The organism is Kitasatospora sp. NPDC085879 (assembly GCF_040686255.1).
Classification (GTDB): domain Bacteria; phylum Actinomycetota; class Actinomycetes; order Streptomycetales; family Streptomycetaceae; genus Kitasatospora.
This window is the reverse complement of record NZ_JBFBJZ010000010.1, coordinates 139,581-164,570: the sequence shown is the minus strand read 5'-3', so window position 1 is coordinate 164,570 and position 24,990 is coordinate 139,581. Positions and strand designations below refer to the sequence as shown.

Here is a 24,990-nt window from a genome sequence, read left to right as displayed (position 1 = left end):
CTCAGGTCGCCGAGCCGGCCGCGGCGCCGGTGGCCAGGTCGGGGCCCCAGCGGTCCAGCGCGGCCTGCAGGTCCAGCGGGCCCGGCCGGGCGCCGGAGTCCGCGGCCGGCCAGTCCTCGCGCGGGACGCGCCACATGACCTCGAACTCGTTGCCGTCCGGGTCCTTCGCGTAGAAGGACTTGGAGACCACGTGGTCGGTCGAGCCGACCAGCGCCCGCAGGTCCGTCAGCGCGGCCCCGATCTCCGCCAGCTCGCCGAGCGTGCCCACCTCCCAGGCCAGGTGGTAGAGGCCGACCCGGCCCTGCTCCGGCCCCGGCGCGTCCGCGCCGATCGCGAACAGCCCGAGGTCGTGGTCGTTCAGGGTGCCCGGCGCGGACAGGAACGCCGCCCGCCCGGGGATCAGGTGGTCGACGGAGAAGCCGAAGACCCCGGTGTAGAAGGCGACCGCACGGTCGACCTCGCGGACCCACAGCACGGCGTGGTTCAGACGGCGGACGGGCATGGCGCGCTCCTTCGGCGACGGGGGAGTCCCCAGCCTACGCCCTCAGGTTCAAATTCGAACTACCCGGCCGGCCCGTCGGTCCGCTCGCATACCCTTGCGCCCGTGGACGAACCGGACCTCTTCACCGCAGCCGCCGAGGAACGCCTGGCCAAGGAGCCCGGCCGGGCCCCGCTCGCCGTGCGGATGCGCCCGCGCACCCTGGACGAGGTCGCCGGCCAGCGCCGCCTGCTCAAGGACGGCTCCCCGCTGCGCCGCCTGGTCGCCGGTGCCAAGGGCCCCGCCGCCACCAGCTCGGTGATCCTCTGGGGCCCGCCCGGCACCGGCAAGACCACCCTCGCCCACGTCATCAGTCAGGCCGTCGAGGGCCGCTTCGTCGAGCTCTCCGCCATCACCGCCGGCGTCAAGGAGGTCCGGGCGGTGATCGACGGCGCCCGCCGCGCCGTCGGCATGACCGGCCGCGAGACCGTCCTCTTCCTCGACGAGATCCACCGCTTCTCCAAGGCGCAGCAGGACTCCCTGCTGCCCGCCGTCGAGAACCGCTGGGTCACCCTGATCGCCGCCACCACCGAGAACCCGTACTTCTCGGTGATCTCCCCTTTGCTCTCCCGCTCGCTGCTGCTCACCCTGGAGTCGCTCACCGACGAGGACGTGCGCACCCTGCTGCGCCGCGCGGTCGCCGACGAGCGCGGCCTGGAGAGCGCGGTCGCGCTCACCCCGGAGGCCGAGGACCACCTCGTGCGGCTCGCCGGCGGCGACGCCCGGCGGGCCCTGACCACGCTGGAGGCCGCGGCCGGCGCGGCCCTGGAGCAGGGCGCGGCGGAGATCACCCTGGCCGCCACCGAGACCGCCGTCGACCAGGCCGCCGTCCGCTACGACAAGGACGGCGACCAGCACTACGACGTGGCCAGCGCCCTCATCAAGTCGATCCGCGGCAGCGACGTGGACGCCACCCTGCACTACTTGGCCCGGATGATCGAGGCGGGGGAGGACCCGCGGTTCATCGCCCGGCGGCTGATGATCTCCGCCAGCGAGGACGTCGGCCTGGCCGACCCCGCCGCGCTCGCCGTCGCCGTCGCCGCGGCCCAGGCGGTGGCCATGATCGGCTTCCCGGAGGCCCGGATCATCCTCGCGGAGGCGGCCATCGCCCTGGCCCTCGCGCCCAAGTCCAACGCCGCCTACCTGGCGATCGACGCCGCCCTCGCGGACGTCCGGCAGGGCCTGGCCGGCCCCGTCCCGGCGCACCTGCGGGACGCCCACTACGGCGGCGCCGGCAAGCTCGGCCACGGCAAGGGCTACCAGTACCCGCACGACCTGCCCGAGGGCATCGCCGCCCAGCAGTACGCGCCGGACGCGGTGCACGGCCGGGAGTACTACCGCCCCACCCGGCGCGGCGGCGAGGCCCGCTACGCGGACACCGTGGAGTGGACCCGGGCCCGGCTCAAGGGGGAGTGATCCGCGCCCCCGGCCGGGCGGTATACTCGGGCGGAGTGCCATGTCCCGGGCACGGCGGCGGGTGAGAGCCCGCCGACCGTCCGCACCAGCGGGGCACCGGCCACGAGGCCCCTCCCCGGAGAGGGCCTCCAGGAGCGTCGCGCACCGGTTCCGGTGTCGCGGGCAGCCCACCACCCCCGTGGTCGGTGGGCCACTCGTGTGCAAGCACAGATGTGCCCGGCTCGGAGAGCGGCTGACCACCCCGGTGGTTTTTCTCCGGGTCGCGAGAAGCGGCCTCCGTCAACACCTGGTGAAGCCGTATTCGCACACCGAAAGAGGTATTGGTTCCATGGCGAACCAGAAGCGCCCCAAGGTCAAGATCGCTCGTGCCCTGGGCGTCCCGCTGACCCCGAAGTCCGTCAAGTACTTCGAGGCCCGCCCCTACCCGCCCGGCCAGCACGGCCGTGGCCGCAAGCAGAACTCTGACTACAAGGTCCGTCTGACCGAGAAGCAGCGTCTGCGCGCGCAGTACGACCTGAGCGAGAAGCAGATGGCTCGCGCCTTCGAGTCCGCCAAGAAGGTCGAGGGCAAGACCGGTGAGGCGCTCGTCGCCCTGCTGGAGGTCCGTCTCGACGCCCTGGTCATGCGTTCGGGCATCGCCCGCACCATCTACCAGGCCCGTCAGATGGTCGTGCACGGCCACATCGAGGTCAACGGCAGCAAGGTCAACAAGCCGTCGTTCCAGATGAAGCCGGGCTACGTCGTCACGGTCAAGGAGAAGTCGAAGGAGAAGGTCCCCTTCCAGGTGGCTCGTGAGGGCGGCAACGCCGGCGAGGGCCAGACCCCGAAGTACCTCGAGGTCAACCTGAAGGCCCTGGCCTTCCGCCTGGACCGCGCGCCGCAGCGCCGCGAGGTCCCGGTCGTCTGCGACGAGCAGCTGGTCGTCGAGTACTACTCGCGCTGACCCGCGAGCGGTACCCCTGCAGCACCGAGCCCCCGCAGCCGCACCGGCTGCGGGGGCTCACCCCTGTCCCGCCCCAGTCCGGCCCGCGAACCCGCCCGCGGCTCGGGCCCGGCCGCTCAGCCCGCCGACACCGGCGACGGCCTGGCCGGGCACGGACCGGGCGGCCGCCCGTCCGCGTCGAACGGCGGCTCCGGCAGCCCGCCGCCGCCCAGCGCCCGGCGCACCGCCGCGTCCAGGTCCAGCGCCGCACCCCGCGCGAACGCCGCGTCGAACTCCTCCTCGGTCAGCCCCGACCTGGCCCGCTCCTCGCCCTCCCGGTGCGGCCCGTTGAAGCTCCGCGAACCGAAGAACGGCGTGCCCACCCCCTGCCACATCCGGTGCGCCGCCCCCTGCAGCACCCGCGCCTCCACCAGGTCCGCCTCCGGCCCCTCGGTCTCCAGCACCGCCAGCAGCTCCACCCCCAGCACGATGCCCAGCAGGTCCCGGAAGCGGTGGTTGAGCCGCACGCACTCGCGCGCGCACGCCCGGGCCTGCCGCAGCTCGCCCGTCGTCCAGTGGGCATGCGCGTACGCGTACAGCCCGTAGGCGTACGCCCACTTCTCGCCGTGCTCCTCGCAGATCTCCCGGACCCGGTCGATCCACTCCTTGCCCGACTCCGCGTCGCCCTGGAACAGTCGCGCGAGCCCCAGCTCGAACATGGCCATCAGCACGTTGCTGTTCAGCTCGCCCAGCGCGTTGTAGTGCCAGAGCGCCTCCTCGAACAGCTCCGCCGCCCGCACCGGGTCGTCCGCGATCAGCGCCGCGCAGCCCTGCCGGTGCACCGCGTACGCCAGCGCCCGGTCGTCCCCGGTCTCCAGCGCCTGCCGCCGGCACTCCTCCAGCGCCGGCGCGGCCCGGATCAGATCGCCCTGCAGGGTCGCCATGTAGCCGGTCACCCAGAGCGCCTTCGCCCGCGCCCCGGTCGGCTCCGGCGCCAGCGCCAGCGCCCGGTCCAGCCAGTGCCGGCCCTCGCCCAGGTGGCCCGAGCCGACCCAGTAGAACCAGAGCGTCGCGGCCAGCACCAGCGCCTGCTGCTCCTCGCCCGGCTCCGCCAGGCAGAACTCCAGTGCCGCCCGCAGATTCGGGTGCGCCAGCCGGGTGCGCTCGGCCGTCTCGGCCTGCCGCGGCCCGAACCACTCCACCTCGCCCCAGGTCGCCACCCCCAGGTACCAGTCCCGGTGCCGGCGCAGCAGCCGCTGCTCCTCGCCGGCCGCCGTCAGCCAGTAGGCGCCGTACTCGCGCAGCGTGTCGAGCATCCGGAAGCGCACCGCGTCGCCGCCGTCCAGCCGGATCAGGACGGACTTGTCCACCAGGTCGCCGAGCAGCTCCGGCATGGCGTCCGGGTCGATGCCCTCGCCCGCGCAGACGTACTCGGCCGCCTCCAGGTCGAAGCCGCCCGCGAACACCGACAGGCGGGCCCAGAGCAAACGTTCCTGCGAACTGCACAGTTCGTGGCTCCAGCCGATCGTGGTGCGCAGCGTCTGGTGCCGCGGCGGGGCCGTGCGGGCGCCGCCGGTGAGCAGCCGGAACCGGTCGTCCAGCCGGATCGCGATCTGCTCCACGGAGAGCGAACGCAGCCGGCCCGCGGCCAGCTCCACGGCCAGCGGGATGCCGTCCAGCCGGCGGCAGAGCAGCGCGACGTCCTCGGCGTTCTCCGCGGTCACCGCGAACCCGGGCACCACCGCCGCCGCCCGGTCGGCGAACAGCCGCACCGCGTCCGGCCGCCGGCCGTCCCGGGCCTCCACCGGCAGCGGCGCCAGCGGCAGCAGGTGCTCGCCGTCCACCCGCAGCGACTGCCGGCTGGTCGCCAGCACCCGCAGCCCCGGCGCGCCGCGCAGCAGCACGTCGGCCAGCTCGGCGCAGGCGTCCACCAGGTGCTCGCAGCCGTCCAGCACCAGCAGCATCCGCCGGTCGGCGAGCTGTTCCACCAGCACGTCGAGCGGCGGGCGCGCGGTGGAGTCGGTGAGCTCCAGCGCCTCCATCACCGCGTGGCCGAGCAGCAGCGCGTCCTGCACCGGGCCCACCTCGGCGATCAGGACGCCGTCCCGCAGGTCCCGGCCGGCCGCGGCCGCCGCCCGCAGCGCCAGCCGGGTCTTGCCGACCCCGCCCGGGCCGGTCACCGTGACCAGCCGCGCGGTGTCCAGCAGCCGTGCCAGTGAGGCGAGTTCGGAACGGCGGCCGACGAAGCCGGTGAGATCGGCGGGCAGCCGCCCGCGCGCCGGCCGGCGCCGCCCGTCCGCCGCGGGTTCGCTCGACACCGATGCCCCCATGTCGTCGGTGGGATGGATGTGGCGGGTCGGCCATCCGGCCGCCCGTTCCGATCAACGAGACGACCGCCCGGCGGGTCACGCCCGCCCCGCGCGGCGCCGCCCTTATCCGGTCGGGAAACCACCCGTGGTCACGATAGGGTTCCCTCCGGAGGAAGCTGCAAGGCGAGGGAGCGCACAAGGTGTCCGTGGGAGAACTGGCCGGTCTGCTGGTGGCCGTGTTCTGGGCGGTCCTGGTCACGCTGCTCGCCGTGGTGCTCGTCCGGCTCTCCAAGGTGCTCAAGGAGGCCACGGTGCTGGTCTCCGCCGTCACCGAGCAGGCCGTGCCGCTGCTGGTCGACGCCGGCACCGCCGTCCGCAGCGCCAACGAGCAGCTGGAGCGGGTCGACGAGATCACCGCCAACGTGCAGGACGCCGCCGCCAACGCCAATGCGCTCTCATCCACCGTCGCCGCCACCCTCGGCGGCCCGCTGGTCAAGGTCGCCGCGTTCAGCTACGGCGTCCGCAAGGCCGTCGCCCGCCAGCAGGGCTCGGCGCCCCTCCCCGAGCAGGCCGCCGACCGCGACGCGCTGGCCCGGCTGGTCCGGGCCGAGGTGCGCGCGGCGACCGTGCCGCGCAGCAGCGGGCTGATCGCCCGGGTCCGGCGAGCGGTGAGGGGCTGACACGGTGGTTCGACGCATCTTCTGGATGGCGGTCGGCGCCGGCGCCGCCGTCTGGGCCATGGGCAAGGCCAACGAGGCCGTGCACCGGCTCACCCCGGACAGCATCTCCGGCACCGCCGCCCGCGGCGCCCTGCGACTCGGCGACGCCGCCAGGCGCTTCGCCCAGGACGTCCAGTCCGGCATGGCCGAGCGCGAGCAGGAGCTCCGCGCCGACCTCGGCCTCGACGGCACCGCCGTGGTCGAGCCGCCGCGCCGCCGCGCCCTGCGCCCCGAGCCCGGCCACCGAGCTATCTCGGCGGCCCCGGGCTCCCCGGCGGCCGCCCTTCCCCCCGAGCGCAGCACCACCCCCCGCAGCATTGCCGAGCCCCGCCAGCGCCGAGCGCTGCCGGGCAGCAACCCAACCGGAAGGACCACTGATGGAGTCGGCTGAGATCCGCCGCCGCTGGCTGCGCTTCTTCGAGGAGCGCGGCCACACCGTCGTACCGTCGGCGTCGCTCGTCGCCGACGACCCCACCCTGCTGCTGGTCAACGCCGGCATGGTGCCCTTCAAGCCGTACTTCCTCGGCGAGGTCAAGCCGCAGTACTCCCGCGCCACCTCCGTCCAGAAGTGCGTGCGCACGCTGGACATCGAGGAGGTCGGCAAGACCACCCGGCACGGCTCGTTCTTCCAGATGTGCGGCAACTTCTCCTTCGGCGACTACTTCAAGGAAGGGGCCATCAAGTTCGCGTGGGAGCTGCTCACCACTCCCGTCGCGGACGGCGGCTACGGCCTGGAGAAGGAGAAGCTCTGGATCACCGTCTACAAGGACGACGACGAGGCCGAGCAGATCTGGCGCGACGTCATCGGCGTCCCGTCCGAGCGCATCCAGCGCCTCGGCATGAAGGACAACTTCTGGTCGATGGGCGTCCCCGGCCCGTGCGGCCCGTGCTCGGAGATCAACTACGACCGCGGCCCCGCCTACGGCGAGGAGGGCGGCCCGGCCGTCAACGGTGAGCGCTACCTGGAGATCTGGAACCTGGTCTTCATGCAGTACGAGCGCGGCCACGGCGACGGCAAGGACGGCTTCGAGATCCTCGGCGACCTGCCGAGCAAGAACATCGACACCGGCCTCGGCCTGGAGCGCCTCGCCGCCATCCTGCAGGACGTCGACAACCTCTTCGAGATCGACACCAGCCGGATGATCCTCGACCGCGCCGCCGAGCTCACCGGCCACTCCTACGGCCGCGACCACAAGTCGGACGTCTCGCTGCGCGTGGTCACCGACCACTTCCGCACCGCCATCATGCTGATCGGCGACGGCGTCACCCCCGGCAACGAGGGCCGCGGCTACGTGCTGCGCCGCATCCTGCGCCGCGCGATCCGCAACATGCGCCTGCTGGGCGCCACCGAGCCGGTGGCCAAGGAGCTCACGGACGTCACCATCAAGGCGATGGGCCCGCAGTACCCCGAGCTGGAGAGCGACCGCAAGCGCATCGAGACGGTCGTCACTGCCGAGGAGACCGCCTTCCTGCAGACCCTGAAGGCCGGCACCAGCCTGCTGGACGCCGCCGTCACCGAGACCAAGCAGTCCGGCGGCGCGGTGCTCTCCGGCGACCAGGCGTTCAAGCTGCACGACACCTACGGCTTCCCGATCGACCTCACCCTGGAGATGGCCGAGGAGCAGGGCCTCCAGGTGGACGAGTCCGGCTTCCGCCGCCTGATGCAGGAGCAGCGGGACCGCGCGAAGGCCGACGCCAAGGCCAAGAAGATGGGCCACGCCGACGTCGCCGCCTACCGCGAGGTCGCCGACAAGGCGGGCGCGAGCGTCTTCACCGGCTACACCGCCACCGACGGCGAGGCCACCGTCGTCGGCCTGCTGGTCAACGGCACCCCGGCGCCCGCCGCGACCGAGGGCGACGAGGTCGAGATCATCCTCGACCGCACCCCGTTCTACGCCGAGGGCGGCGGTCAGCTCGCCGACCACGGCCGGATCCGCCTGGACTCCGGCGCGGTCGTCGAGATCCGCGACGTGCAGCAGCCGGTGCCCGGCGTGACGGTGCACTCCGGCGGTGTGCTCTTCGGCGAGGTCGTGCTCGGTGCCTCCGCGTACGCCAGCATCGACGTGGACCGCCGCCGCGCGGTCTCCCGTGCCCACTCGGCCACCCACCTCACCCACCAGGCGCTGCGCGACGCGCTCGGACCGACGGCCGCCCAGGCCGGCTCCGAGAACGCGCCGGGCCGCTTCCGCTTCGACTTCGGCTCGCCGGCCGCCGTTCCCGGCTCGGTGCTGACCGACGTCGAGCAGAAGATCAACGAGGTGCTGGTCCGCGAACTCGACGTCACCGCCGAGGTCATGACGATGGACCAGGCCCGCAAGGCCGGCGCCATCGCGATGTTCGGCGAGAAGTACGGCGACTCGGTGCGCGTCGTCACCATCGGCGACTTCTCCAAGGAGCTGTGCGGTGGCACGCACGTCGGCAACACCGCCCAGCTGGGCCTGGTGAAGCTGCTCGGCGAGTCCTCGATCGGCTCCGGCGTGCGCCGGGTGGAGGCGCTGGTCGGAGTCGACGCGTACAAGTTCCTGGCGCGTGAGCACACCGTGGTCTCGCAGCTCACCGAGCTGGTCAAGGGCCGTCCGGAGGAGCTCCCGGAGAAGATCTCCGGCATGCTCGCCAAGCTGAAGGACGCCGAGAAGGAGATCGAGCGCTTCCGCGCGGAGAAGGTCCTCGCGGCGGCCGCCGGTCTGGTCGACGCGGCCGAGGACGTCCGGGGTGTCGCCCTGGTCGCCGCCCGGGTCGCCGACGGCGTGGGCGCGGACGAGCTGCGCAAGCTGGTCCTGGACATCCGCGGCCGCCTGGGCTCGCGCCCGGCCGTGGTCGCGGCCTTCACCGTGGCCAACGACCGCCCGCTGACGGTGATCGCCACCAACGAGGACGCCCGGGCCCGCGGCGTGAAGGCCGGCGAGCTGGTCCGCACCGCGGCCAAGACGCTCGGCGGCGGCGGTGGCGGCAAGGACGACGTCGCGCAGGGCGGCGGCTCCAACCCGGCCGCCGTGGACGAGGCGATCGCCGCCGTCCGCGCCCTGGTCGCGGAGCGCGCCTCCTGATGACCGAGGAGCAGCCCGAGAAGGTCTTCCGGCGGGGCCGCCGGATCGCCGTCGACGTGGGTGACGCCCGGATCGGGGTCGCGTCCTGCGACCCCGACGGGCTGATCGCCACGCCGGTGGAGACCGTGCCCGCCGGGGGTCGCTCCCAGGCGCGGCTCAAGGAGATCGTCGCGGAGTACGACGCGATCGAGGTCGTGGTCGGCCTGCCCCGCTCGCTGAGCGGCAAGGAAGGCCCGGCCGCGGCCAAGGTCCGGGCGTACGCCGGGCGGCTGGCGGCGCTGCTGGCGCCGGTCGGCGTCCGGCTGGTGGACGAGCGGATGACCACCGTCACCGCGGCCCAGGGCCTGCGGGCCTCCGGCCGGTCCTCGAAGAAGGGCCGCTCGGTCATCGACCAGGCGGCGGCCGTGGTGATCCTCCAGGCGGCCCTGGAGGCCGAACGGGTGAGCGGTCGGGCGCCGGGCGAGAGCGTCGAGCCGGTCGGCTGAGCAGTTCGTACTAACGTCCCACAAGGGGTCCGTGCGGAGGTGTCCGCACGGGCCCCTTCGACGTTGACGCCGTTGACGGATCAGCCCGGCACCGCCGGCTGCCGACGGAAGGGCCGCCGTGACCGACCCGTACACCGCACCCGGCATGGGACCGGGCGTCACCCCCGGACACCTGGGCGCCCCCGCCGAGGAGCCCGACGGACGCCCGCCCGGCGAGCCGTACGCGGTGGAGCCGCCGGACCCGCAGAAGGTGCGCTCGGGAGCGGCCTGCTGCCTGAGCGTGCTGGCGCTGTTCGGGGTGGCGTGCGTCCTCGCGCTGGCGGCCTACCTGGTGTGGCCCGAACCCGAGCCGCCGGCGCCGGACTACGCGGGCGGCGGCACCGGCACGGTCGAGGTCTCGGTGCCGCAGGGCGCCAGCCTCACCACGATCGGCCGGGCACTGGTGAGTAGCGGTGTGGTGGCGAGCACCAAGGCGTTCACCGATGCGGCCGCGCAGCACCCGGCCGGCAACACCATCCAGCCCGGCACGTACACCCTGAAGCTGAAGATGTCGGTGGCCTCGGCGCTCGGGGTGCTGCTCGACCCGGCCAACGCCAACGCGCTGACCATCCCCGAGGGGCGCCGCGCCGAGCAGGTGTACACCGCGATCGACGAGCGGCTGCACCTGTCGCCCGGCACGACCAAGGGCATCGCCCGGCAGCGCGCCGGCGAACTCGGCCTGCCGGAGGCCGCGAAGGACAACCCGGAGGGCTATCTCTTCCCGTCGACCTACCCGGTGACCGGCGAGACCACCCCGCTCGGGCTGTTGCAGCAGATGGTCGCCGAGGGCGGCAAGGTGCTGGAGTCCGGAGGTGTGGACGCTGCCGCCACCGCATTCGCACAGAGTCCCTACGGGGTTCTCACCGTGGCCAGCCTGGTCGAGGGCGAGGCGGACAACGCGGAGGACATGGCCAAGGTCGCCAGGGTGATCTACAACCGGCTGGCCAAGAACATGCCGCTGCAGCTCGACTCCTCGATCAACTACGCACTGGGCCGCTCCACGCTGACCACCACCGAGACCGACACCAAGCTCGACTCTCCCTTCAACACCTACCTGCACACCGGCCTGCCGCCGACCCCCATCGCCAATCCGGGCCGGGAGGCCCTGCGGGCCGCCGCCGACCCCGCCGAGGGTGACTGGCTGTACTTCGTCACCGTGCGTCCCGGGGACACCAGGTTCACCGACAGTTTCGAACAGCAGCAGAAGAACGTCGCGGAATTCAACGCCTATCAGGCACAGCAGAGTTCCCCGCCCCCGGAGGACGGTCACTGACAGTGTGCGTGCGTCGAATCGGCAATGCTGCGGTACGGTAACGTCTCCCTCCGGATGGTGCCGTAGCACGCCGGTTCGACTTGGCGGTACGCATAAGGGGTTCGATGACTGACCAGGGCGGGGGCTACCGCCCCCAGGGAGAACAGCCGTGGCACCCGGGCGACCCCGGGTACGGCACCTCGCAGCAGCCGCAGTCCGCCGACCAGACCGGCTCGTGGCAGCTGCATCCCGACGCGTTCGGACAGCAGCAGTACGGCCAGCAGGGCTACCCGCAGCAGCAACAGGGCTACCCCCAGCAGCCCTCGTACGGGCAGCAGGGTTACCCGCAGCAGGTGCAGCAGACGCAGATGCCGCCGGCCCAGATGCCCCAGCAGCAGGGCTGGCGGCAGCAGGCCCCGCAGCAGCAGGGCGGCTACGGCCAGCAGCAGTACCAGCAGCAGGCCGGCCAGCAGACCGGCTCCTGGCAGATCCCGCCGAACCTCCAGCAGCAGAACCTCCAGCAGCAGGCCCCCGTACAGCAGGGCTACCCGCAGCAGCAGGTGCGCGGCCAGATGCCGCAGGGGCAGATGCCGCAGGGCCAGGTGCCGGGACAGCTGCCGCCGCAGGCGCGGGCGCAGCAGGGCTTCCCGCAGCAGGCCGGCCAGCAGCCGATGGACCGCCGGCCGATGGGGCAGCAGCAGTTCGGGCCGCAGTCCGGCCGGCCGCCGCAGCCGGGTGCGCCGGTGCCGCCGCCGCGCGGGGGCGGGCCGCGCCCCTCCGGCCCCGGCCCGGACGGCATCGACTGGGAGGCCGAGGCGGCCGCTCTCGACAACCCCGCCGAGGCGGACGTCGAGGAGTGGGAGGAGGACCTCGACGAGTTCGCCGCCGAGGAGGACGCCGACGACGAGGGCTCCTTCTTCGGCGCGGAGGAGGACACCTCCCGCGAGGCCGAGCGCAAGCGCAAGGAGAAGGGCAAGAAGGCGGGCCGCCGCAACCGCGGTGCCTGCCTGGTGGTCGCCCTGGTGCTGCTCGGCGGCATGGCCGGCGCCGGCTGGTGGGGCTACGGCTTCTACCAGGACCACTTCGGCCCGCCGCCGGACTACACGGGTGCGGGCACCGGATCGGTGAACGTCGAGGTCAAGCCGGGTGCCGGCGGTTCGGTCATCGGCGCGTCGCTCTTCAAGGCGGACGTCGTGAAGAGCGCGGACGCCTTCGTCGCGGCCTGCCAGAAGAACCCCAAGTGCGGCACCATCCAGCCGGGCTTCTACACCATGCACCGCCAGATGTCGGGCGCCGAGGCCGTGAAGTACATGGTGGAGTCGGCGGGCGGCAACGTCCTCGACCTCCCGCAGGGCATGAAGTCCGTCGACGTCTACACGATGATCGACACCAAGCTGAAGCTCCCGAAGGGCAGCACCGCCAAGATCGCGCAGGACGAGGTCAAGAACCTCGGCCTGCCCGCCTACGCGCAGGGCAACATCGAGGGCTTCCTCTTCCCGACGCGGTACTCGATCGCCGAGGGCATGAAGCCCGCAGACCTGCTCAAGCAGATGGTGGCCAACGCCAACCAGCAGTACGCCGACCTCGACCTCGAGAACGCCGCGAAGAAGATCGGCCTCAAGAGCGGCTACGAGGTGCTCATCGAGGCGAGCATCCTGCAGGCCGAGGGCAACAAGCCCGAGGACTTCGGCAAGATGGCGCGGGCGATCAGCAACCGCCTGACCACCAACGTCACCCAGCACAAGCTCGGCCTGGACACCACGCTCCAGTACCAGCTGGGCCGCAAGGAGCTGACCAGCAAGGAGATCCACGACGGCTCGCTGAAGTACAACACCTACGTGAACGCCGGCCTGCCGCCCACGCCGATCTCCAACCCCGGCCTGGACGCCATCCAGGCGGTGCTCAATCCGACCCCGGGAGACTGGGTCTTCTGGCTGGCGATCTCCGCCAGCGAGACCAAGTTCGCCGCCACCGGCGAGGAGCACGCGAAGAACACCGAGGCCTGGTGCATCTCGCGGAACATGAAGTTCGACAAGGCGACGGTCACCTGCAAGTGAGGCGTGGCCGCGGCAGGCTCCCGGGGCCGGCCGCGGCCGTTCCCGGTGCGCGCTCAGTACCGAGCGCAGCCCGTGCCGGAGAAGCGGATGAAGAGCATCGCGCCGCGCGTCTGCGGGCCGTAGACGCCGTCCGCGAAGACGCCCTCGCGGGCCTGCACGCGCCGCAGGGCCGCCTTGGTGGCCGGTCCGAAGACCCCGTCGCTCGCGATGTTCTCGCCGTAGCAGAGCACCATGGCGGTCTGCAGGACGTCGACCGCTTCGCTCTGGTTGCCGGTGCCGAGCACGCAGTCCACCGAGCCGCCCGAGGTGCCGGGGACGACCACGCCCATGTCCGGCTGCGCCCGGGTGCAGGTCGGCAGTGAGGCGGCGCCGGCCGGGGCGGCGCCCAGCCACAGGCCGGACAGGGTCAGCGCGGTGGCGGCGGCGGTGCGTACGATGCGGGACATCCGGTGCTCCAATGGGTTGCTCGAACAGGTGTGCAACCGCATGGTGCGTCTGCGATCCGCCGCTCGGCCGCCGTTCCCGCGGACGTGGCCGAAACCGCGGGTGATCCTGTCCTGATCCACCGCCCCCGAGGGGACTGACGTGACGACTCAGCTGCGGGCCGCCGTACTCGGCTCGCCGATCGCCCATTCGCTGTCGCCGGTACTGCACCGCGCCGGGTACGCGGCGCTCGGGATGACGGAGCGCCGGTACGACCGGTTCGAGGTGGACGAGGCGGCGCTGCCGGAGTTCATCGAAAGGATCGATCCCGCCGAGTGGGCCGGCCTGTCGCTCACCATGCCGCTGAAGCGGGCCGTCATCCCGCTGCTGGACGAGGTGAGCGGCGCGGCGCTGGCCGTCGACGCCGTCAACACGGTGGTGTTCGGTCCGGACGGCCGGCGCAGCGGGGACAACACCGATGTGCCCGGCCTGGTCAACGCGCTGCGCGAGCGGGGCGTCGAGCGGGTCGAGTCGGCCGCCGTCCTCGGCGCCGGGGCGACGGCCTCGTCGGCGCTGGCCGCGCTGGCCGAGGTCTGCACCGGCGAGGTGACCGTCCACGTCCGCAGCGCCGAGCGGGCGGCACAGATGCGGGAGCTCGGCGACCGCCTCGGCCTGCGCGTCCGCGCCGCCGCCTGGGAGGACGGTGCCGGGGCGCTGGCCCACCCGCTGACCATCTCGACCACGCCGGCCGGCGCCACCGACGTCTTCGCCGAGGCGCTGCCGGCCGCGCCCGGGGTGCTCTTCGACGTGCTGTACCACCCCTGGCCGACCCGGCTGGCGGCGGCCTGCGCCGAGCGCGGCGGAGTGGTGCTCGGCGGGCTGGACCTGCTGGTGCACCAGGCGGTGCTGCAGTTCGAGGCGTTCACCGGGGTGAAGCCGGGCCCGCTCGCGGCGATGCGCGCGGCCGGCGAGCAGGCGCTCGCGGCGAGCTGAGGAGGCTACCCGGGGGCCGGCGAGGTAAACCTGTGAGTGTCCATGCAGGTGTCCGCCACGCGGACCACGCGCCGGTCCCGCCCCGCGGCATGAAAGGATCGGGGCAGAGCGCGGGCCCGGTGGCCTCCTGTCCGAGAACGGGTCCGCCGGACGAACGCCCCGGTCGGTCCGTGTCGCGCGGGCCGGGCCGCTGACGAAGGAGCTCCGTTGGGTACGTTGCGCTGGCTGACGGCGGGGGAGTCGCACGGCCCCGCACTGGTCGCGACGCTGGAGGGCCTGCCGGCCGGTGTGCCGGTCACCACCGCGATGGTGGCCGACGCCCTGGCCCGCCGCCGGCTCGGCTACGGCCGCGGGGCCCGGATGAAGTTCGAGCAGGACGAGGTGACCTTCCTCGGCGGTGTCCGGCACGGCCTCACCATGGGCAGCCCGGTCGCCGTCATGGTGGGCAACACCGAGTGGCCGAAGTGGGAGCAGGTCATGTCGGCCGACCCGGTCGACCCCGAGGTGCTCGGCGGCCTCGCCCGCAACGAGCCGCTGACCCGCCCGCGCCCCGGCCACGCCGACCTCGCCGGCATGCAGAAGTACTCGATCGACGAGGCCCGCCCGATCCTGGAGCGCGCCTCCGCCCGCGAGACCGCGGCCCGGGTAGCGATCGGCACCGTGGCCCGCTCGTACCTCAAGGAGACCTGCGGCATCGAGCTGGTCTCGCACGTGATCGAGCTGGGCGGGGCCAAGGCGCCGCTGGGCGTCTACCCGCTGCCCGCCGACGAGGCCCGCCTGGACGAGGACCCGGTGCGCTGCCTGGACGCCGACGCCTCGAAGCGGATGGTCGCCGAGATCGACCAGGCCCACAAGGACGGCGACACCCTCGGCGGCGTCGTCGAGGTGCTCGCCTACGGCGTGCCGGTCGGCCTCGGCTCGCACGTGCACTGGGACCGCCGTCTGGACGCGCGGCTCGCCGCCGCCCTGATGGGCATTCAGGCGATCAAGGGCGTCGAGGTCGGCGACGGCTTCGAGCTGGCCCGGGTGCCCGGCTCCAAGGCGCACGACGAGATCGTCCCGACCGCGGACGGTGTGAAGCGCACCTCCGGCCGCTCCGGCGGCACCGAGGGCGGCCTGTCCACCGGCGAGCTGCTGCGGGTGCGCGCCGCGATGAAGCCGATCGCCACCGTGCCGCGCGCCCTGCAGACCCTGGACGTGCGCACCGGCGAGGTCGCCAAGGCCCACCACCAGCGCTCGGACGTCTGCGCGGTGCCGGCCGCCGGCATCGTCGCCGAGGCGATGGTCGCCCTGGTGCTGGCCGACGCGGTGGCCGAGAAGTTCGGCGGCGACAACGTCACCGAGACCCGCCGCAACGTGCAGTCCTACCTCGACCACCTGATCGTCCGATGAGCGAGGGCGCACCGGTCGTCGTGCTGGTCGGCCCGCCCGGGGCCGGCAAGTCCACGGTCGGCCGGCTGCTCGCCGAGCGCCTCGGGGTCGGCTTCCGGGACACCGACGCCGACATCGAGGAGCTGGCGGGCAAGCCGATCCCCGAGATCTTCATCGACGAGGGCGAGCCGCACTTCCGCGAGCTGGAGGTGCGGGCCGTCCGCACGGCCGCCGAGGCGTACCCCGGGGTGCTCGCGCTCGGCGGCGGCGCGGTGATGGCCGACGCCACCCGCGCCCTGCTGGCGGGCCTGCCGGTGGTGTACTTGGAGGTCGCACTCGGCGACGCGGTCAAGCGGGTCGGCCTGGACGCGCCGCGCCCGCTGCTCGCGGTCAACCCGCGGGCCCGCTGGCGCGAGCTGATGGAGGCCCGCCGCCCCCTCTACCTGGAGGTGGCGAAGGCCGTCGTCGACACCGAGGGGCTCACCCCCGAGCAGGTCGCGGACGCCGTAATGGAAGCACTGGAGCTGAAGCAGGCATGACCGACACCGTCACCATCCACGTCGGCGGCAGCGCCGGCCACGACCCGTACGACGTGCTGGTCGGCCACCAGCTGCTCGGCGAGCTCGCCCCGCTGATCGGCGGCAGGGCCAAGCGGGTCGCGGTCATCCACCCGGAGGCGCTCGCCGCCACCGGCGAGGCGATCCGCGAGGACCTCGCCGCCGAGGGCTACGAGGCGATCGCCCTGCAGGTGCCGAACGCGGAGGACGCCAAGAGCGCGGAGGTCGCCGCGTACTGCTGGTCGGTGCTCGGCCAGACCGGCTTCACCCGCAGCGACGTGATCGTCGGCCTCGGCGGCGGCGCCACCACCGACCTGGCCGGCTTCGTCGCCGCGACCTGGCTGCGCGGCGTGCGCTGGATCTCCATGCCGACCACCCTGCTCGGCATGGTCGACGCAGCCGTCGGCGGCAAGACCGGCATCAACATCGCCGAGGGCAAGAACATGGTCGGCGCCTTCCACCCGCCGGCCGGCGTGCTCGCCGACCTGGCGACCCTGGAGACGCTCTCCAAGCACGACTACGTCTCCGGCCTCGCCGAGGTGATCAAGGCCGGCTTCATCGCCGACCCGGTCATCCTCGACCTGGTCGAGGCCGACCCGGAGGCCGCCACCAGCCCGGCCGGCCCGCACACCCTGGAGCTGATCCGGCGGGCCATCCAGGTCAAGGCCGACGTGGTCTCCGGCGACCTCAAGGAGGCCGGCCGCCGGGAGATCCTCAACTACGGTCACACCCTCGGCCACGCCATCGAGCGCAACGAGCGCTACAAGTGGCGGCACGGTGCGGCGATCTCCATCGGCATGGTCTTCGCCGCCGAACTCGGCCGCCTCGCCGGCCGGCTGGACGACGAGACCGCCGACCGGCACCGCCGGGTGCTCGGCTCGGTCGGCCTGCCGCTCACGTACCGGGCGGACGCCTGGCCCCGACTGCTCGACGCCATGAAGATCGACAAGAAGTCCCGCGGCGACCTGCTGCGTTTCGTCGTCCTGGACGGCCTGGCCAAGACCTCCATCCTGGAGGGCCCGGACCCGTCCCTGCTGGTCGCCGCCTACGCGGAGGTGTCCGGATGACCACGAAGATCCTCGTCCTCAACGGCCCCAACCTCGGCCGGCTCGGCAGCCGCGAGCCCGACGTGTACGGCGCGACCTCCTACACCGGGCTGGTCGACCGCTGCACCGCACTCGGCGCCGAACTCGGCCTCGACGTCGAGGTCCGGGAGACCAACTCCGAGCTGCAGATGGTCGAGTGGCTGCACCAGGCCGCCGACGCGAAGACCCCGGTCGTCATCAACCCGGGCGCCTTCACGCACTACTCGTACGCGATGCGCGACGCCGCCGCCCAGCGGACCGCACCGCTGATCGAGGTGCACATCTCCAACCCGTACGCCCGGGAGACCTTCCGGCACAACTCGGTGATCGCCTCGATCGCCTCCGGCACCATCGCCGGCTTCGGCCTCGGCTCGTACGAGCTCGCGCTGCGGGCCCTCGCGGAGCAGCTCACCACCCGCTGACGTGCGATCACTCGGCCCGGTGGCGGACTGTGCCCGCCACCGGGCCGACGTGTAGTGTCCCGGTCGGGAGGTGACGATGTCGCAGTACGCAGGGGGAGGACCGATGCCTCCGCGACCCGTCGCGCCGCCGTACCCGGCCCGGCCGGGGGGAACGCCGGGAGTCACACAGCCGCCGTACCCGCAGCCGCCCATCCGGCAGCCGCAGCCCGCCGGGCCGGCGCCCGCCGCGCCCCCGGCACCCGCCATGAGCGTGCCGCCCGGCGCCACCGGGCACTTCGTCCTGCCGGCCGGTGCCCCCGTCCAGCTGCCCGCGCACCCGCCGCAGCAGCAGCTCCCCGCCGGCCCGATAGCCGTCCTGCTGATCGGCCCGGCCGGCGCCGGCAAGACCACCGTGGCCCGGCACTGGGCGGAACGGCAGCCGATGCCGACCGCCCACATCAGCCTCGACGACGTCCGCGAGTGGGTGCAGTCCGGCTTCGCCAACCCGCAGTCCGGCTGGAACAACGCCTCCGAGGCGCAGTACCGCCTGGCCCGTCGGACCTGCGGCTTCGCCTGCCGCAACTACCTGGCCAACGGCATCTCCTGCATCATCGACGACGCCGTCTTCCCGGACCGCCCGGCGATCGGCCTCGGCGGCTGGAAGCGCCACATCGGCCCCGGCATGATCCCGGTCGTCCTGCTGCCCGGCCTCGACTCGGTGCTCGCCCGCAACGCCCGCCGCAGCGGCAACCGCCGCCTCAGCGACGAGGAGGTCGCCCGCATCCACGGCCGGATGGCCGGCTGGCGCACCTCGGGCCTGCCCATCATCGACAACTCCCAGCTCGACGTCACCGCCACCGCCGCCGCCCTCGACCGCGCCATCATGTCCCGCCTCACCGGCCGGCCGTGACCGTCCCGCTCACCGTTCACCGGATCACCCCCTACGACCCGGCGGACCGCGACGAACGCGGCCACTACCGCGGAGAGGTGTCCGACAGCAGCGACCAGGGACCGGTCGAGGCCGCCCAGCTCGCCGTCGTCCGCGCCTTCGCCGAGGCGCACGGCGTCGCCGGACTGGAGATCCGCGACCCCGAGGGCCACGGCCTGGCCGAACCTGAGGCCTACCACGACGGGCTGTGCCTGCCGCTGGACACCGCGCTCGAACTGGTCCGCGGGATGATCCGCGAGGACGACGGCCTCTGGTGCCGCCTGGAGGCCGACGGCTTCTTCGTCCACGTCGGCTACGACCGCTACGTCTACGTCGGGACGGCCGGGCCGGTGGACGCCCCCGTCGCGCTGGCTGCCGCACTCGGGCTCTTCCCCGAACGCATCGACGCCTCGCCGTACGAGCCCGAACCCCCGACCGGGCCGGCCCGGCCCGCCGACGACGCCTTCTGGCGGGCCCTGCCGTCCGCAGCCCCTGCCCTGCTGCAAGAGACCTGGCTGGCCGGTGCCTCCCGCTGGCACCGGATCACCCCGGGCGCCGTCGACACCCTGCGGGCAGCCGTGTTCCCGCGTGCCGAACTCACCGTCCGGCCCGACCTCCTCACCACCCCCGAGGCGGCGCTCGCCGCTCTCGCCGGAACGGACGGCGCCCAGGTCGTGTGGGAGCAGCCAGACGGCCGCCTCACCGGCCGACCCGCGTACCGCGAGGACCACCCCGAGCTCGTCCCGCTGCTGCATGCGGCCCGCGCCGCGGCCGTCCTGCCCGAGGACGCCCGCCCGCTGCTCACCGCCGTCATGCCCGATGCCGACGGCGTGGTGCGCTCCCGCCTGCGGCCGCACCCCTGAACCGACCACCCGAGCGAGCGGGCGGTCGGATTGTCACAGCCGGCTGGGATGATGGAGGGGCCGCAAACGGACCAGAAGAGGAGCTGACGCCCGTGCCCGAGGGCCACATCATCCACCGCCTCGCCCGCGAGAACCACCGGGTGTTCGCCGACCGGCCGGTGCAGGTCAGCAGCCCGCAGGGCCGGTTCGCCGAGGGCGCCGCGCGGCTGGACGGCCGCCCGCTGGACGAGGCCGAGGCCCACGGCAAACACCTGTTCCTCGGCTTCGGCGACGACTGGCTGCACATCCACCTCGGGCTGTACGGCGGCTTCACCTTCGGCACCGGCGAGGCCCCGCCGCCGGTCGGCGAGGTCCGGCTGCGGATGGCCGGCGAGGACGGCTGGGCCGACCTGCGCGGCCCCAACACCTGCGAGCTGCTCGGCCCGGGGGAGAAGCAGGCGGTGCACGCCCGGCTCGGCCCCGACCCGCTGCGCCCCGACGCGGACCCGGGCGCCGCCTGGCGCCGGATGTCCCGCAGCTCCACCACCGTCGCCGCGCTGCTGATGGACCAGAAGGTGCTGGCCGGCGTGGGCAACGTCTACCGCGCCGAGGTGCTGTTCCGGCTGGGCATCAGCCCGCACCGGGCCGGCAAGGACGTCACCCGGGCCGAGTGGGACGCGATCTGGGCCGACCTGGTCGCGCTGATGCACGAGGGGGCCGGTGCCGGCCGGATCGACACCGTCCGCCCGGAGCACACCCCGGAGGCGATGGGCCGCCCGCCGCGGGTCGACGACCACGGCGGCGAGGTGTACGTCTACCGCCGCACCGACATGCCCTGCCTGGTCTGCGAGACGCCGGTGCGCACCGAGTCGCTGGCCGCCCGCAACCTGTTCTGGTGCCCCGGCTGCCAGCAGCGCTGAGTGCGGTGCCCTGCCCGGCCGGGGCGCCGGCCGGGCAGGGCGGACGGTGCGTCAGCCGCGCGGCAGCACCAGGGACTGCACCTGGGACAGCTTGCGCCAGTCGCTGGAGACGATGCTGGCGTGCGCGGCCGCGAGCTGGACGACCCGGGCGCGGGCCTGCTCGGCGGTCGGGTCGGTGGAGCTGATGGCGGGTGCCACGTTGTGGGCGTCCGTCATCACCAGCAGGTAGTGGCGGGCGTCGTACCAGGCGGTGTCGATGCCGCCGACGTAGGCCGCGGCGTCACCGTCGAACACCACGAACCAGGGCCGGATGCTCGTCTCGCCGTAGGCGTTGCGCGGGTCGCCGGAGACGGCGCCGTGCACCACCGGGAAGACCTGTGCCTGGCCGGCCTTGCCGGCGGCGGCGAGGTCGCGCAGGTAGCGGCTGTACTCGACGTCGGTGTGCAGGGTGTCGAAGGGGTTGCCCTCCTCCACGGTGCCGGGGATGACGTCCACCAGCACGCGGCCGGCGAGCGCGTCGCGGCTCGGCCAGTTGCCGGCCTTCGCGGCCTCGTCGAGGTTCGGGTAGCTGCCGCCGCCGGGCTTGGCGAGCAGGTCGGCGGGGCGGAAGACGGCGCTGCCGAGGTGGGCGGCTATCAGGCTGTCGAGCTGGGCCGGGCCCATGCCGCGGTTGGCGGCGAAGCCGCCCTTGAGCTCCAGCTTGACCATCAGCGGGCCGCTCGACGGGTGGGCGGCGAGCCAGATCCGCAGGTCGTCGAGGCAGTACTCGAGGTTCTTGTTGGCGCCACCGCTGTACAGCTGGGCGGGGGTGGTGGCGGCGGTGCAGTTGTTCGCGTTGCCCAGCGGGTTGGAGTGGCTGACCTTCCACTCCTTGGTGATGGTGTCCGTCCAGACGTCCAGCTCGATCATGCCGGTGCCGGTGTCCAGGCTCTGCGCGAGGAAGGGGAAGGCGGCCGGGTCGTAGGTGTTGTGGATCCCGACGGCGGTGGCCGAACCGAACGGCAGCCCGCCGCCGGTGGCGGCGCCGGACTGGTGCGCGGGGAGCAGGGTGGCGGCCGCGGCCAGCAGCCCCACGGCGAACGTACGGCGAAGCTTCAAGGGGTGTCTCCTCGTCAGGAGCCTGGGAACGGCGGGCCGGACGGACCGCCTCCGGAAGCATGGGCCACCGGAACGGCTTCGAGGTGACATGACAAGAAAACTTGGCTGAAGCTGACCCCCCGTCGAGCTGACAAATCGTCAGGAAGAGCTCATTCCGTGCGCGGGCTCATTCGGCCCGCCCCAGCACGCCGTGCTCCAGGACCTCCGCGACCGCCGGGTCGGTCAGCCGGTAGCGGACCACCCGCCCGTCCCGCTCGCCCTCGACCACACCCGCCGCGCGCAGCAGCCGCAGCGCCTGGGAGACCGCCGGATCGCGCATCCCGGTCGCCAGCGCCAGATCGGTGACGGCGAGCGGCCCGGTGGTGTGCAGCGCGAGCAGCAGGGAGAGCCGCCCCGGGTCGGCGAGCAGGCCGAACCGCTCGGCCCAGGCCCGGACCTGCCCGGTGTCGCCGATCCCGGCGATCGCCTCGCAGACCCGGTGGCCGTCGATGCTGCGCTGGCCGACGCGGTCGGCAGGGACGAGGTGCATGGCGGCATTCTCGCAGGCCGTCCGGCCGTGATCTGCGACACCTGCGCAGGTCTGCAGGCTTGCAGCTGTCGCTCCGTCACCTCTACGGTGGAACAGCCGTGGTGCTCGGGAAGACCGGTGCAGGACCTGCGGGTCCGAGTCCGGAGCGGCCCTCGCCACTGTGAACGGGGAGTCAATCCGTACCCCTCGCGGGTCACTGGGCGCCGGAGCGCGCCCGGGAAGGCCGGGTACGGGCACCACAGGAACCTCCCCGTGAGCCAGGAGACCGGCCACGGCACCTCACGACGTCATTCCACGAGGTGCTGGAGCGTGAACCGCATGACCCTGCCCGCCACCGGTACGGCCGCGCCGCCGACCGCCCCCGGCCTGCCCGCCTTCCGCTGGCGGCGGGAGGACACCCTTCGCACGGCCGGCCTGCTGGCCGTCATCCTGGCGATGCACGTGGCGGCCTTCGGCACCCTGTTCCTGCTGGTCGTCCCGGAGCGGTACGAGGTCGGCACCCAGGTGTTCGGCGCCGGACTCGGCATCACCGCCTACACCCTGGGCATGCGGCACGCCTTCGACGCCGACCACATCGCGGTGATCGACAACACCACCCGCAAGCTGATGGCGGACGGCCGGCGCCCGGTCTCGGTGGGCTTCTGGTTCGCCCTCGGGCACTCCTCGATGGTGGTGCTGATGGCCGCCCTGGTCGCGGGCGGCGCCCAGCTCGCCGGGGTGCTGATGGACGACGGGTCGACCGCCCACCAGGTGCTGGGCGCCATCGGCACCACCGCCTCCGGCGCCTTCCTCTACCTCATCGCCGCGCTCAACCTGGCAGCGCTGCTCGGCATCCTGCGGGTCTTCCGGGCGATGCGGGCCGGCTCCTACGACGAGGCGGAGCTGGAACGGCAGCTCGACTCGCGCGGACTGATGAACCGCGTCCTGCGCCGCGCCACCCGCTCGATCTCCCGGCCGGGCCAGATGTTCCCGGTCGGCATGGTCCTCGGACTGGGCTTCGACACCGCCACTGAGGTGACGCTGATGGTGATGGCCGGCTCGGGCGCCGCGGCCGGCCTGCCCTGGTACGCGATCGTCTGCCTGCCGCTGCTGTTCGCCGCCGGCATGAGCCTGTTCGACACCCTGGACGGCACGTTCATGAACTTCGCCTACCAGTGGGCGTTCTCCAACCCCGTCCGCAAGGTCTTCTACAACCTCGCCATCACCGGCCTGTCGATCGCGGTGGCCTTCGTCATCGGCACCATCGAGCTGGTCGCCGTGCTGCACGACAAGCTCGGCCTCGCCGACCCGGTGACCGGCTGGATCGCCGGACTCAGCCTGGACAACGTGGGCTTCGTCATCGTCGGTCTCTTCGTGGTGGTCTGGGCGGCGGCGATCGGCTACTGGCGGATCGCCGGGGTGGAGAAGCGCTGGGCGCCCGAGCGGGCGGCCTGACATGGCGGGCCGCCCGCAGCGCCGGGCGGCGGACGGGGCGTCAGCCCGCCGCCAGCAGCAGCGTGCCGGCCACCGCGAGGCCCGCGCCGAGCACCTGGACGCGCCGCAGCCGCTCCTTGAGCAGCCCGCGGGCCATCACCGCGGTGACCACCGGGTAGAGCGAGGCCAGCACGGCGGCCACGGCCACCGAGCCGCGGTGCGAGGCCGCGGCGAAGGCCGCGTTGGCGGCGACGTCGGCCACCCCGACCGCGGTCAGTGCGGGCAGGCCGCGCAGCACGCCGCCCGCCCCGCCGGCCCCGGCCGACGGGCGACCGCGCCGCGCGGCCAGCAGGACGGCGCCGCCCACCGCCACGTTGCACAGCCGCTGCACGCACAGCACGGACAGCAGCCCTCCGCCGGCGGAGGCCTGGGCGATCAGCGCCATCACGGTGCCCATGCCGACGGCCGCCCCCAGGGTGAGCACCAGGACCCGAGCCGTCACCGCGCCGCCGCCGCGCCGCGGCCCGCCCGCGAGGGCGACCCCGAGCACGGCGACCGCGATCCCGGCGGCCTGCGCCGGCCCCGGGCGCTCCCCGAGCAGCAGGCCGACGCCCACCGGCACCGCGACACCGACGGTCGCGAGCGGCGAGACCACGCCCATCGGCCCGAGCGACAGCGCCCGGTAGAAGGCCAGGATCGCGAACGGCCCGATCACGCCCGCCGCCACCGCGTACCAGAGGCCGGCGCCGGACACGCCCGGGCCGCCGGTCACGAGCACGGCCGGGACGAGCAGCAGCGCCGCGGCGGCCTGCGAGGCCACCACGACGGTCAGCGCGGGCAGCCGGCGGGTCAGAGCGCCGCCGCCGTAGTCGGCCATGCCCCAGAGCAGGCTGGCGGTGAGAGCGAGGATCTGGGACAACACAATGGACTCCGGAGTACGGTCGAGTGGACTCGTCGTGCCCCAGCAGCTTAGGTCAACAGAGTGAACCGGACGAATCAATTCATTGGACTGACACTGACATGCCCGACCCCGACCTGATCACCCAGGCCCTGGCCCGCAACCTCAAGCGGCTGCGCGCCGACCGCGGCCACACCCTCGATGCGCTCGCCGCCCGCTCAGGGGTGAGCCGCGGCATGATCGTGCAGATCGAGCAGGGGCGGACCAACCCCAGCGTCGGCACGGTCGTCCGGCTCGCCGACGCCCTCGGCGTCTCGATCGCCCGGCTGCTCGACTACGACGAGACCTCCACCGTGCGGATCGTGTCGGACGCCGAGGCGGTGCAGCTGTGGGCCGGCGCCAAGGGCGGCACCGGGGTGCTGCTCAACGGCATCGAGGCGCCCGGCCCGCTGGAGCTCTGGGAGTGGCTGATCCTGCCGGGCGAGGGGCACGGCTCCGACCCGCACCCCGTCGGCACCGTGGAGATCGCCCGGGTCGAGGAGGGCGAACTCACCCTCACCCTGGACGGCCGCGACCACCTGGTGCCGGCCGGCTCCACCGCCTCCTACGAGGCCGCCACCGCGCACGGCTACCGCAACGACGGCGAGGTGCCCGTCCGGCTCACCCTCGTCGTCTCGGTGCCGCCGCCCCCGCGCTGAGCCCGCCCGGGAACGCGACGGCGCCCCCCCTTCCGTGCGGAAGGGGGGGC

General features: G+C 73.5%; 24 protein-coding genes and 1 riboswitch. Of the genes, 18 read left to right on the top strand and 6 right to left on the bottom strand.

What is annotated here, in order from left to right; genetic code table 11:
* Position 1 precedes the first annotated feature (1 nt).
* Positions 2-502, bottom strand: coding sequence for a VOC family protein (locus AB0P35_RS10990; protein WP_363509332.1), 501 nt, complete (start codon positions 500-502; stop codon positions 2-4).
* Positions 503-604: 102 nt separating this feature from the next.
* On the opposite strand from AB0P35_RS10990, the gene AB0P35_RS10985 reads away from it, so the two are divergent.
* Both AB0P35_RS10985 and rpsD read left to right on the top strand, forming a co-directional pair.
* Positions 605-1,954, top strand: coding sequence for a replication-associated recombination protein A (locus AB0P35_RS10985; RefSeq protein WP_363509329.1), 1,350 nt, complete (start codon positions 605-607; stop codon positions 1,952-1,954).
* A 328-nt stretch (positions 1,955-2,282) separates the two neighbouring features.
* Positions 2,283-2,897 (top strand): 30S ribosomal protein S4, encoded by a 615-nt coding sequence (gene rpsD / locus AB0P35_RS10980; protein WP_030268492.1) that lies wholly within the window; start codon positions 2,283-2,285, stop codon positions 2,895-2,897.
* Positions 2,898-3,013: 116 nt separating this feature from the next.
* Here rpsD and AB0P35_RS10975 read toward each other — a convergent pair whose 3' ends face one another.
* The gene (locus AB0P35_RS10975; RefSeq protein WP_363509325.1) at positions 3,014-5,194 is read right to left on the bottom strand and encodes a regulator; all 2,181 of its coding nucleotides are present in this window, start codon (positions 5,192-5,194) and stop codon (positions 3,014-3,016) included.
* A gap of 191 nt (positions 5,195-5,385) precedes the next feature.
* On the opposite strand from AB0P35_RS10975, the gene AB0P35_RS10970 reads away from it, so the two are divergent.
* The 6 genes from AB0P35_RS10970 (at position 5,386) to mltG (AB0P35_RS10945) (ending at position 12,784) form a co-directional block, all read left to right on the top strand.
* On the top strand, positions 5,386-5,865 hold the full coding sequence (locus AB0P35_RS10970; protein WP_363509323.1) for a DUF948 domain-containing protein: 480 nt from the start codon (positions 5,386-5,388) through the stop codon (positions 5,863-5,865).
* 4 nt (positions 5,866-5,869) lie between these two features.
* On the top strand, positions 5,870-6,295 hold the full coding sequence (locus tag AB0P35_RS10965) for a DUF6167 family protein (RefSeq protein ID WP_363509320.1): 426 nt from the start codon (positions 5,870-5,872) through the stop codon (positions 6,293-6,295).
* A complete protein-coding gene (alaS, locus tag AB0P35_RS10960) occupies positions 6,282-8,951 on the top strand; it encodes an alanine--tRNA ligase (RefSeq protein WP_363509317.1) in 2,670 nt (889 codons plus the stop codon). The genes AB0P35_RS10965 and alaS overlap by 14 nt, the downstream gene beginning before the upstream one ends.
* Positions 8,951-9,436 carry a Holliday junction resolvase RuvX gene (gene ruvX / locus AB0P35_RS10955; protein ID WP_363509314.1) on the top strand — a complete coding sequence of 162 codons (486 nt, stop codon included), beginning with the start codon at positions 8,951-8,953 and terminating at the stop codon, positions 9,434-9,436. The genes alaS and ruvX overlap by 1 nt, the downstream gene beginning before the upstream one ends.
* Before the next feature lie 118 nt (positions 9,437-9,554).
* Positions 9,555-10,748 carry an endolytic transglycosylase MltG gene (gene mltG / locus AB0P35_RS10950; RefSeq protein ID WP_363509311.1) on the top strand — a complete coding sequence of 398 codons (1,194 nt, stop codon included), beginning with the start codon at positions 9,555-9,557 and terminating at the stop codon, positions 10,746-10,748.
* A 104-nt stretch (positions 10,749-10,852) separates the two neighbouring features.
* Positions 10,853-12,784 carry an endolytic transglycosylase MltG gene (gene mltG / locus AB0P35_RS10945; protein WP_363509308.1) on the top strand — a complete coding sequence of 644 codons (1,932 nt, stop codon included), beginning with the start codon at positions 10,853-10,855 and terminating at the stop codon, positions 12,782-12,784.
* 53 nt (positions 12,785-12,837) lie between these two features.
* On the opposite strand, the gene AB0P35_RS10940 is transcribed toward mltG (AB0P35_RS10945), so the two are convergent.
* On the bottom strand, positions 12,838-13,230 hold the full coding sequence (locus tag AB0P35_RS10940) for a peptidoglycan-binding domain-containing protein (RefSeq protein ID WP_095871932.1): 393 nt from the start codon (positions 13,228-13,230) through the stop codon (positions 12,838-12,840).
* 139 nt (positions 13,231-13,369) lie between these two features.
* On the opposite strand from AB0P35_RS10940, the gene AB0P35_RS10935 reads away from it, so the two are divergent.
* The 8 genes from AB0P35_RS10935 (at position 13,370) to AB0P35_RS10900 (ending at position 20,304) form a co-directional block, all read left to right on the top strand.
* Entirely contained in the window at positions 13,370-14,200 is an 831-nt protein-coding gene (locus tag AB0P35_RS10935; RefSeq protein ID WP_095871931.1) for a shikimate dehydrogenase, read from the top strand.
* 207 nt (positions 14,201-14,407) lie between these two features.
* On the top strand, positions 14,408-15,592 hold the full coding sequence (gene aroC / locus AB0P35_RS10930; RefSeq protein ID WP_095871930.1) for a chorismate synthase: 1,185 nt from the start codon (positions 14,408-14,410) through the stop codon (positions 15,590-15,592).
* A complete protein-coding gene (locus AB0P35_RS10925) occupies positions 15,589-16,110 on the top strand; it encodes a shikimate kinase (protein ID WP_095871929.1) in 522 nt (173 codons plus the stop codon). The genes aroC and AB0P35_RS10925 overlap by 4 nt, the downstream gene beginning before the upstream one ends.
* A complete protein-coding gene (aroB, locus tag AB0P35_RS10920) occupies positions 16,107-17,195 on the top strand; it encodes a 3-dehydroquinate synthase (protein ID WP_095871928.1) in 1,089 nt (362 codons plus the stop codon). Before AB0P35_RS10925 ends, aroB begins: the two co-directional genes overlap by 4 nt.
* Positions 17,192-17,635: a type II 3-dehydroquinate dehydratase gene (aroQ, locus tag AB0P35_RS10915; RefSeq protein WP_095871927.1), complete on the top strand. Its 444-nt coding sequence runs from the start codon at positions 17,192-17,194 to the stop codon at positions 17,633-17,635. Before aroB ends, aroQ begins: the two co-directional genes overlap by 4 nt.
* Before the next feature lie 103 nt (positions 17,636-17,738).
* Positions 17,739-18,524 carry an AAA family ATPase gene (locus tag AB0P35_RS10910; protein ID WP_363509302.1) on the top strand — a complete coding sequence of 262 codons (786 nt, stop codon included), beginning with the start codon at positions 17,739-17,741 and terminating at the stop codon, positions 18,522-18,524.
* Entirely contained in the window at positions 18,521-19,405 is an 885-nt protein-coding gene (locus tag AB0P35_RS10905) for an RNA-binding protein (RefSeq protein ID WP_363509299.1), read from the top strand. The genes AB0P35_RS10910 and AB0P35_RS10905 overlap by 4 nt, the downstream gene beginning before the upstream one ends.
* A 92-nt stretch (positions 19,406-19,497) precedes the next feature.
* The gene (locus tag AB0P35_RS10900) at positions 19,498-20,304 is read left to right on the top strand and encodes a DNA-formamidopyrimidine glycosylase family protein (RefSeq protein ID WP_363509296.1); all 807 of its coding nucleotides are present in this window, start codon (positions 19,498-19,500) and stop codon (positions 20,302-20,304) included.
* Between the two features lie 51 nt (positions 20,305-20,355).
* On the opposite strand, the gene AB0P35_RS10895 is transcribed toward AB0P35_RS10900, so the two are convergent.
* Both AB0P35_RS10895 and AB0P35_RS10890 read right to left on the bottom strand, forming a co-directional pair.
* A complete protein-coding gene (locus AB0P35_RS10895) occupies positions 20,356-21,402 on the bottom strand; it encodes a phosphatidylinositol-specific phospholipase C domain-containing protein (protein WP_363509293.1) in 1,047 nt (348 codons plus the stop codon).
* 166 nt (positions 21,403-21,568) lie between these two features.
* Positions 21,569-21,931, bottom strand: a complete 363-nt coding sequence (locus AB0P35_RS10890) for a metalloregulator ArsR/SmtB family transcription factor (RefSeq protein WP_095871922.1) — start codon at positions 21,929-21,931, stop codon at positions 21,569-21,571.
* An 82-nt stretch (positions 21,932-22,013) separates the two neighbouring features.
* Positions 22,014-22,220, top strand: a riboswitch (cobalamin riboswitch).
* A gap of 29 nt (positions 22,221-22,249) precedes the next feature.
* Between AB0P35_RS10890 and AB0P35_RS10885 the strand changes: the two genes are divergently transcribed.
* Positions 22,250-23,365, top strand: a complete 1,116-nt coding sequence (locus AB0P35_RS10885) for a HoxN/HupN/NixA family nickel/cobalt transporter (protein WP_363509391.1) — start codon at positions 22,250-22,252, stop codon at positions 23,363-23,365.
* A gap of 40 nt (positions 23,366-23,405) precedes the next feature.
* On the opposite strand, the gene AB0P35_RS10880 is transcribed toward AB0P35_RS10885, so the two are convergent.
* A complete protein-coding gene (locus AB0P35_RS10880; protein ID WP_363509388.1) occupies positions 23,406-24,263 on the bottom strand; it encodes a DMT family transporter in 858 nt (285 codons plus the stop codon).
* A 101-nt stretch (positions 24,264-24,364) separates the two neighbouring features.
* On the opposite strand from AB0P35_RS10880, the gene AB0P35_RS10875 reads away from it, so the two are divergent.
* The gene (locus tag AB0P35_RS10875) at positions 24,365-24,940 is read left to right on the top strand and encodes a helix-turn-helix domain-containing protein (RefSeq protein WP_095871920.1); all 576 of its coding nucleotides are present in this window, start codon (positions 24,365-24,367) and stop codon (positions 24,938-24,940) included.
* Positions 24,941-24,990 lie beyond the last annotated feature (50 nt).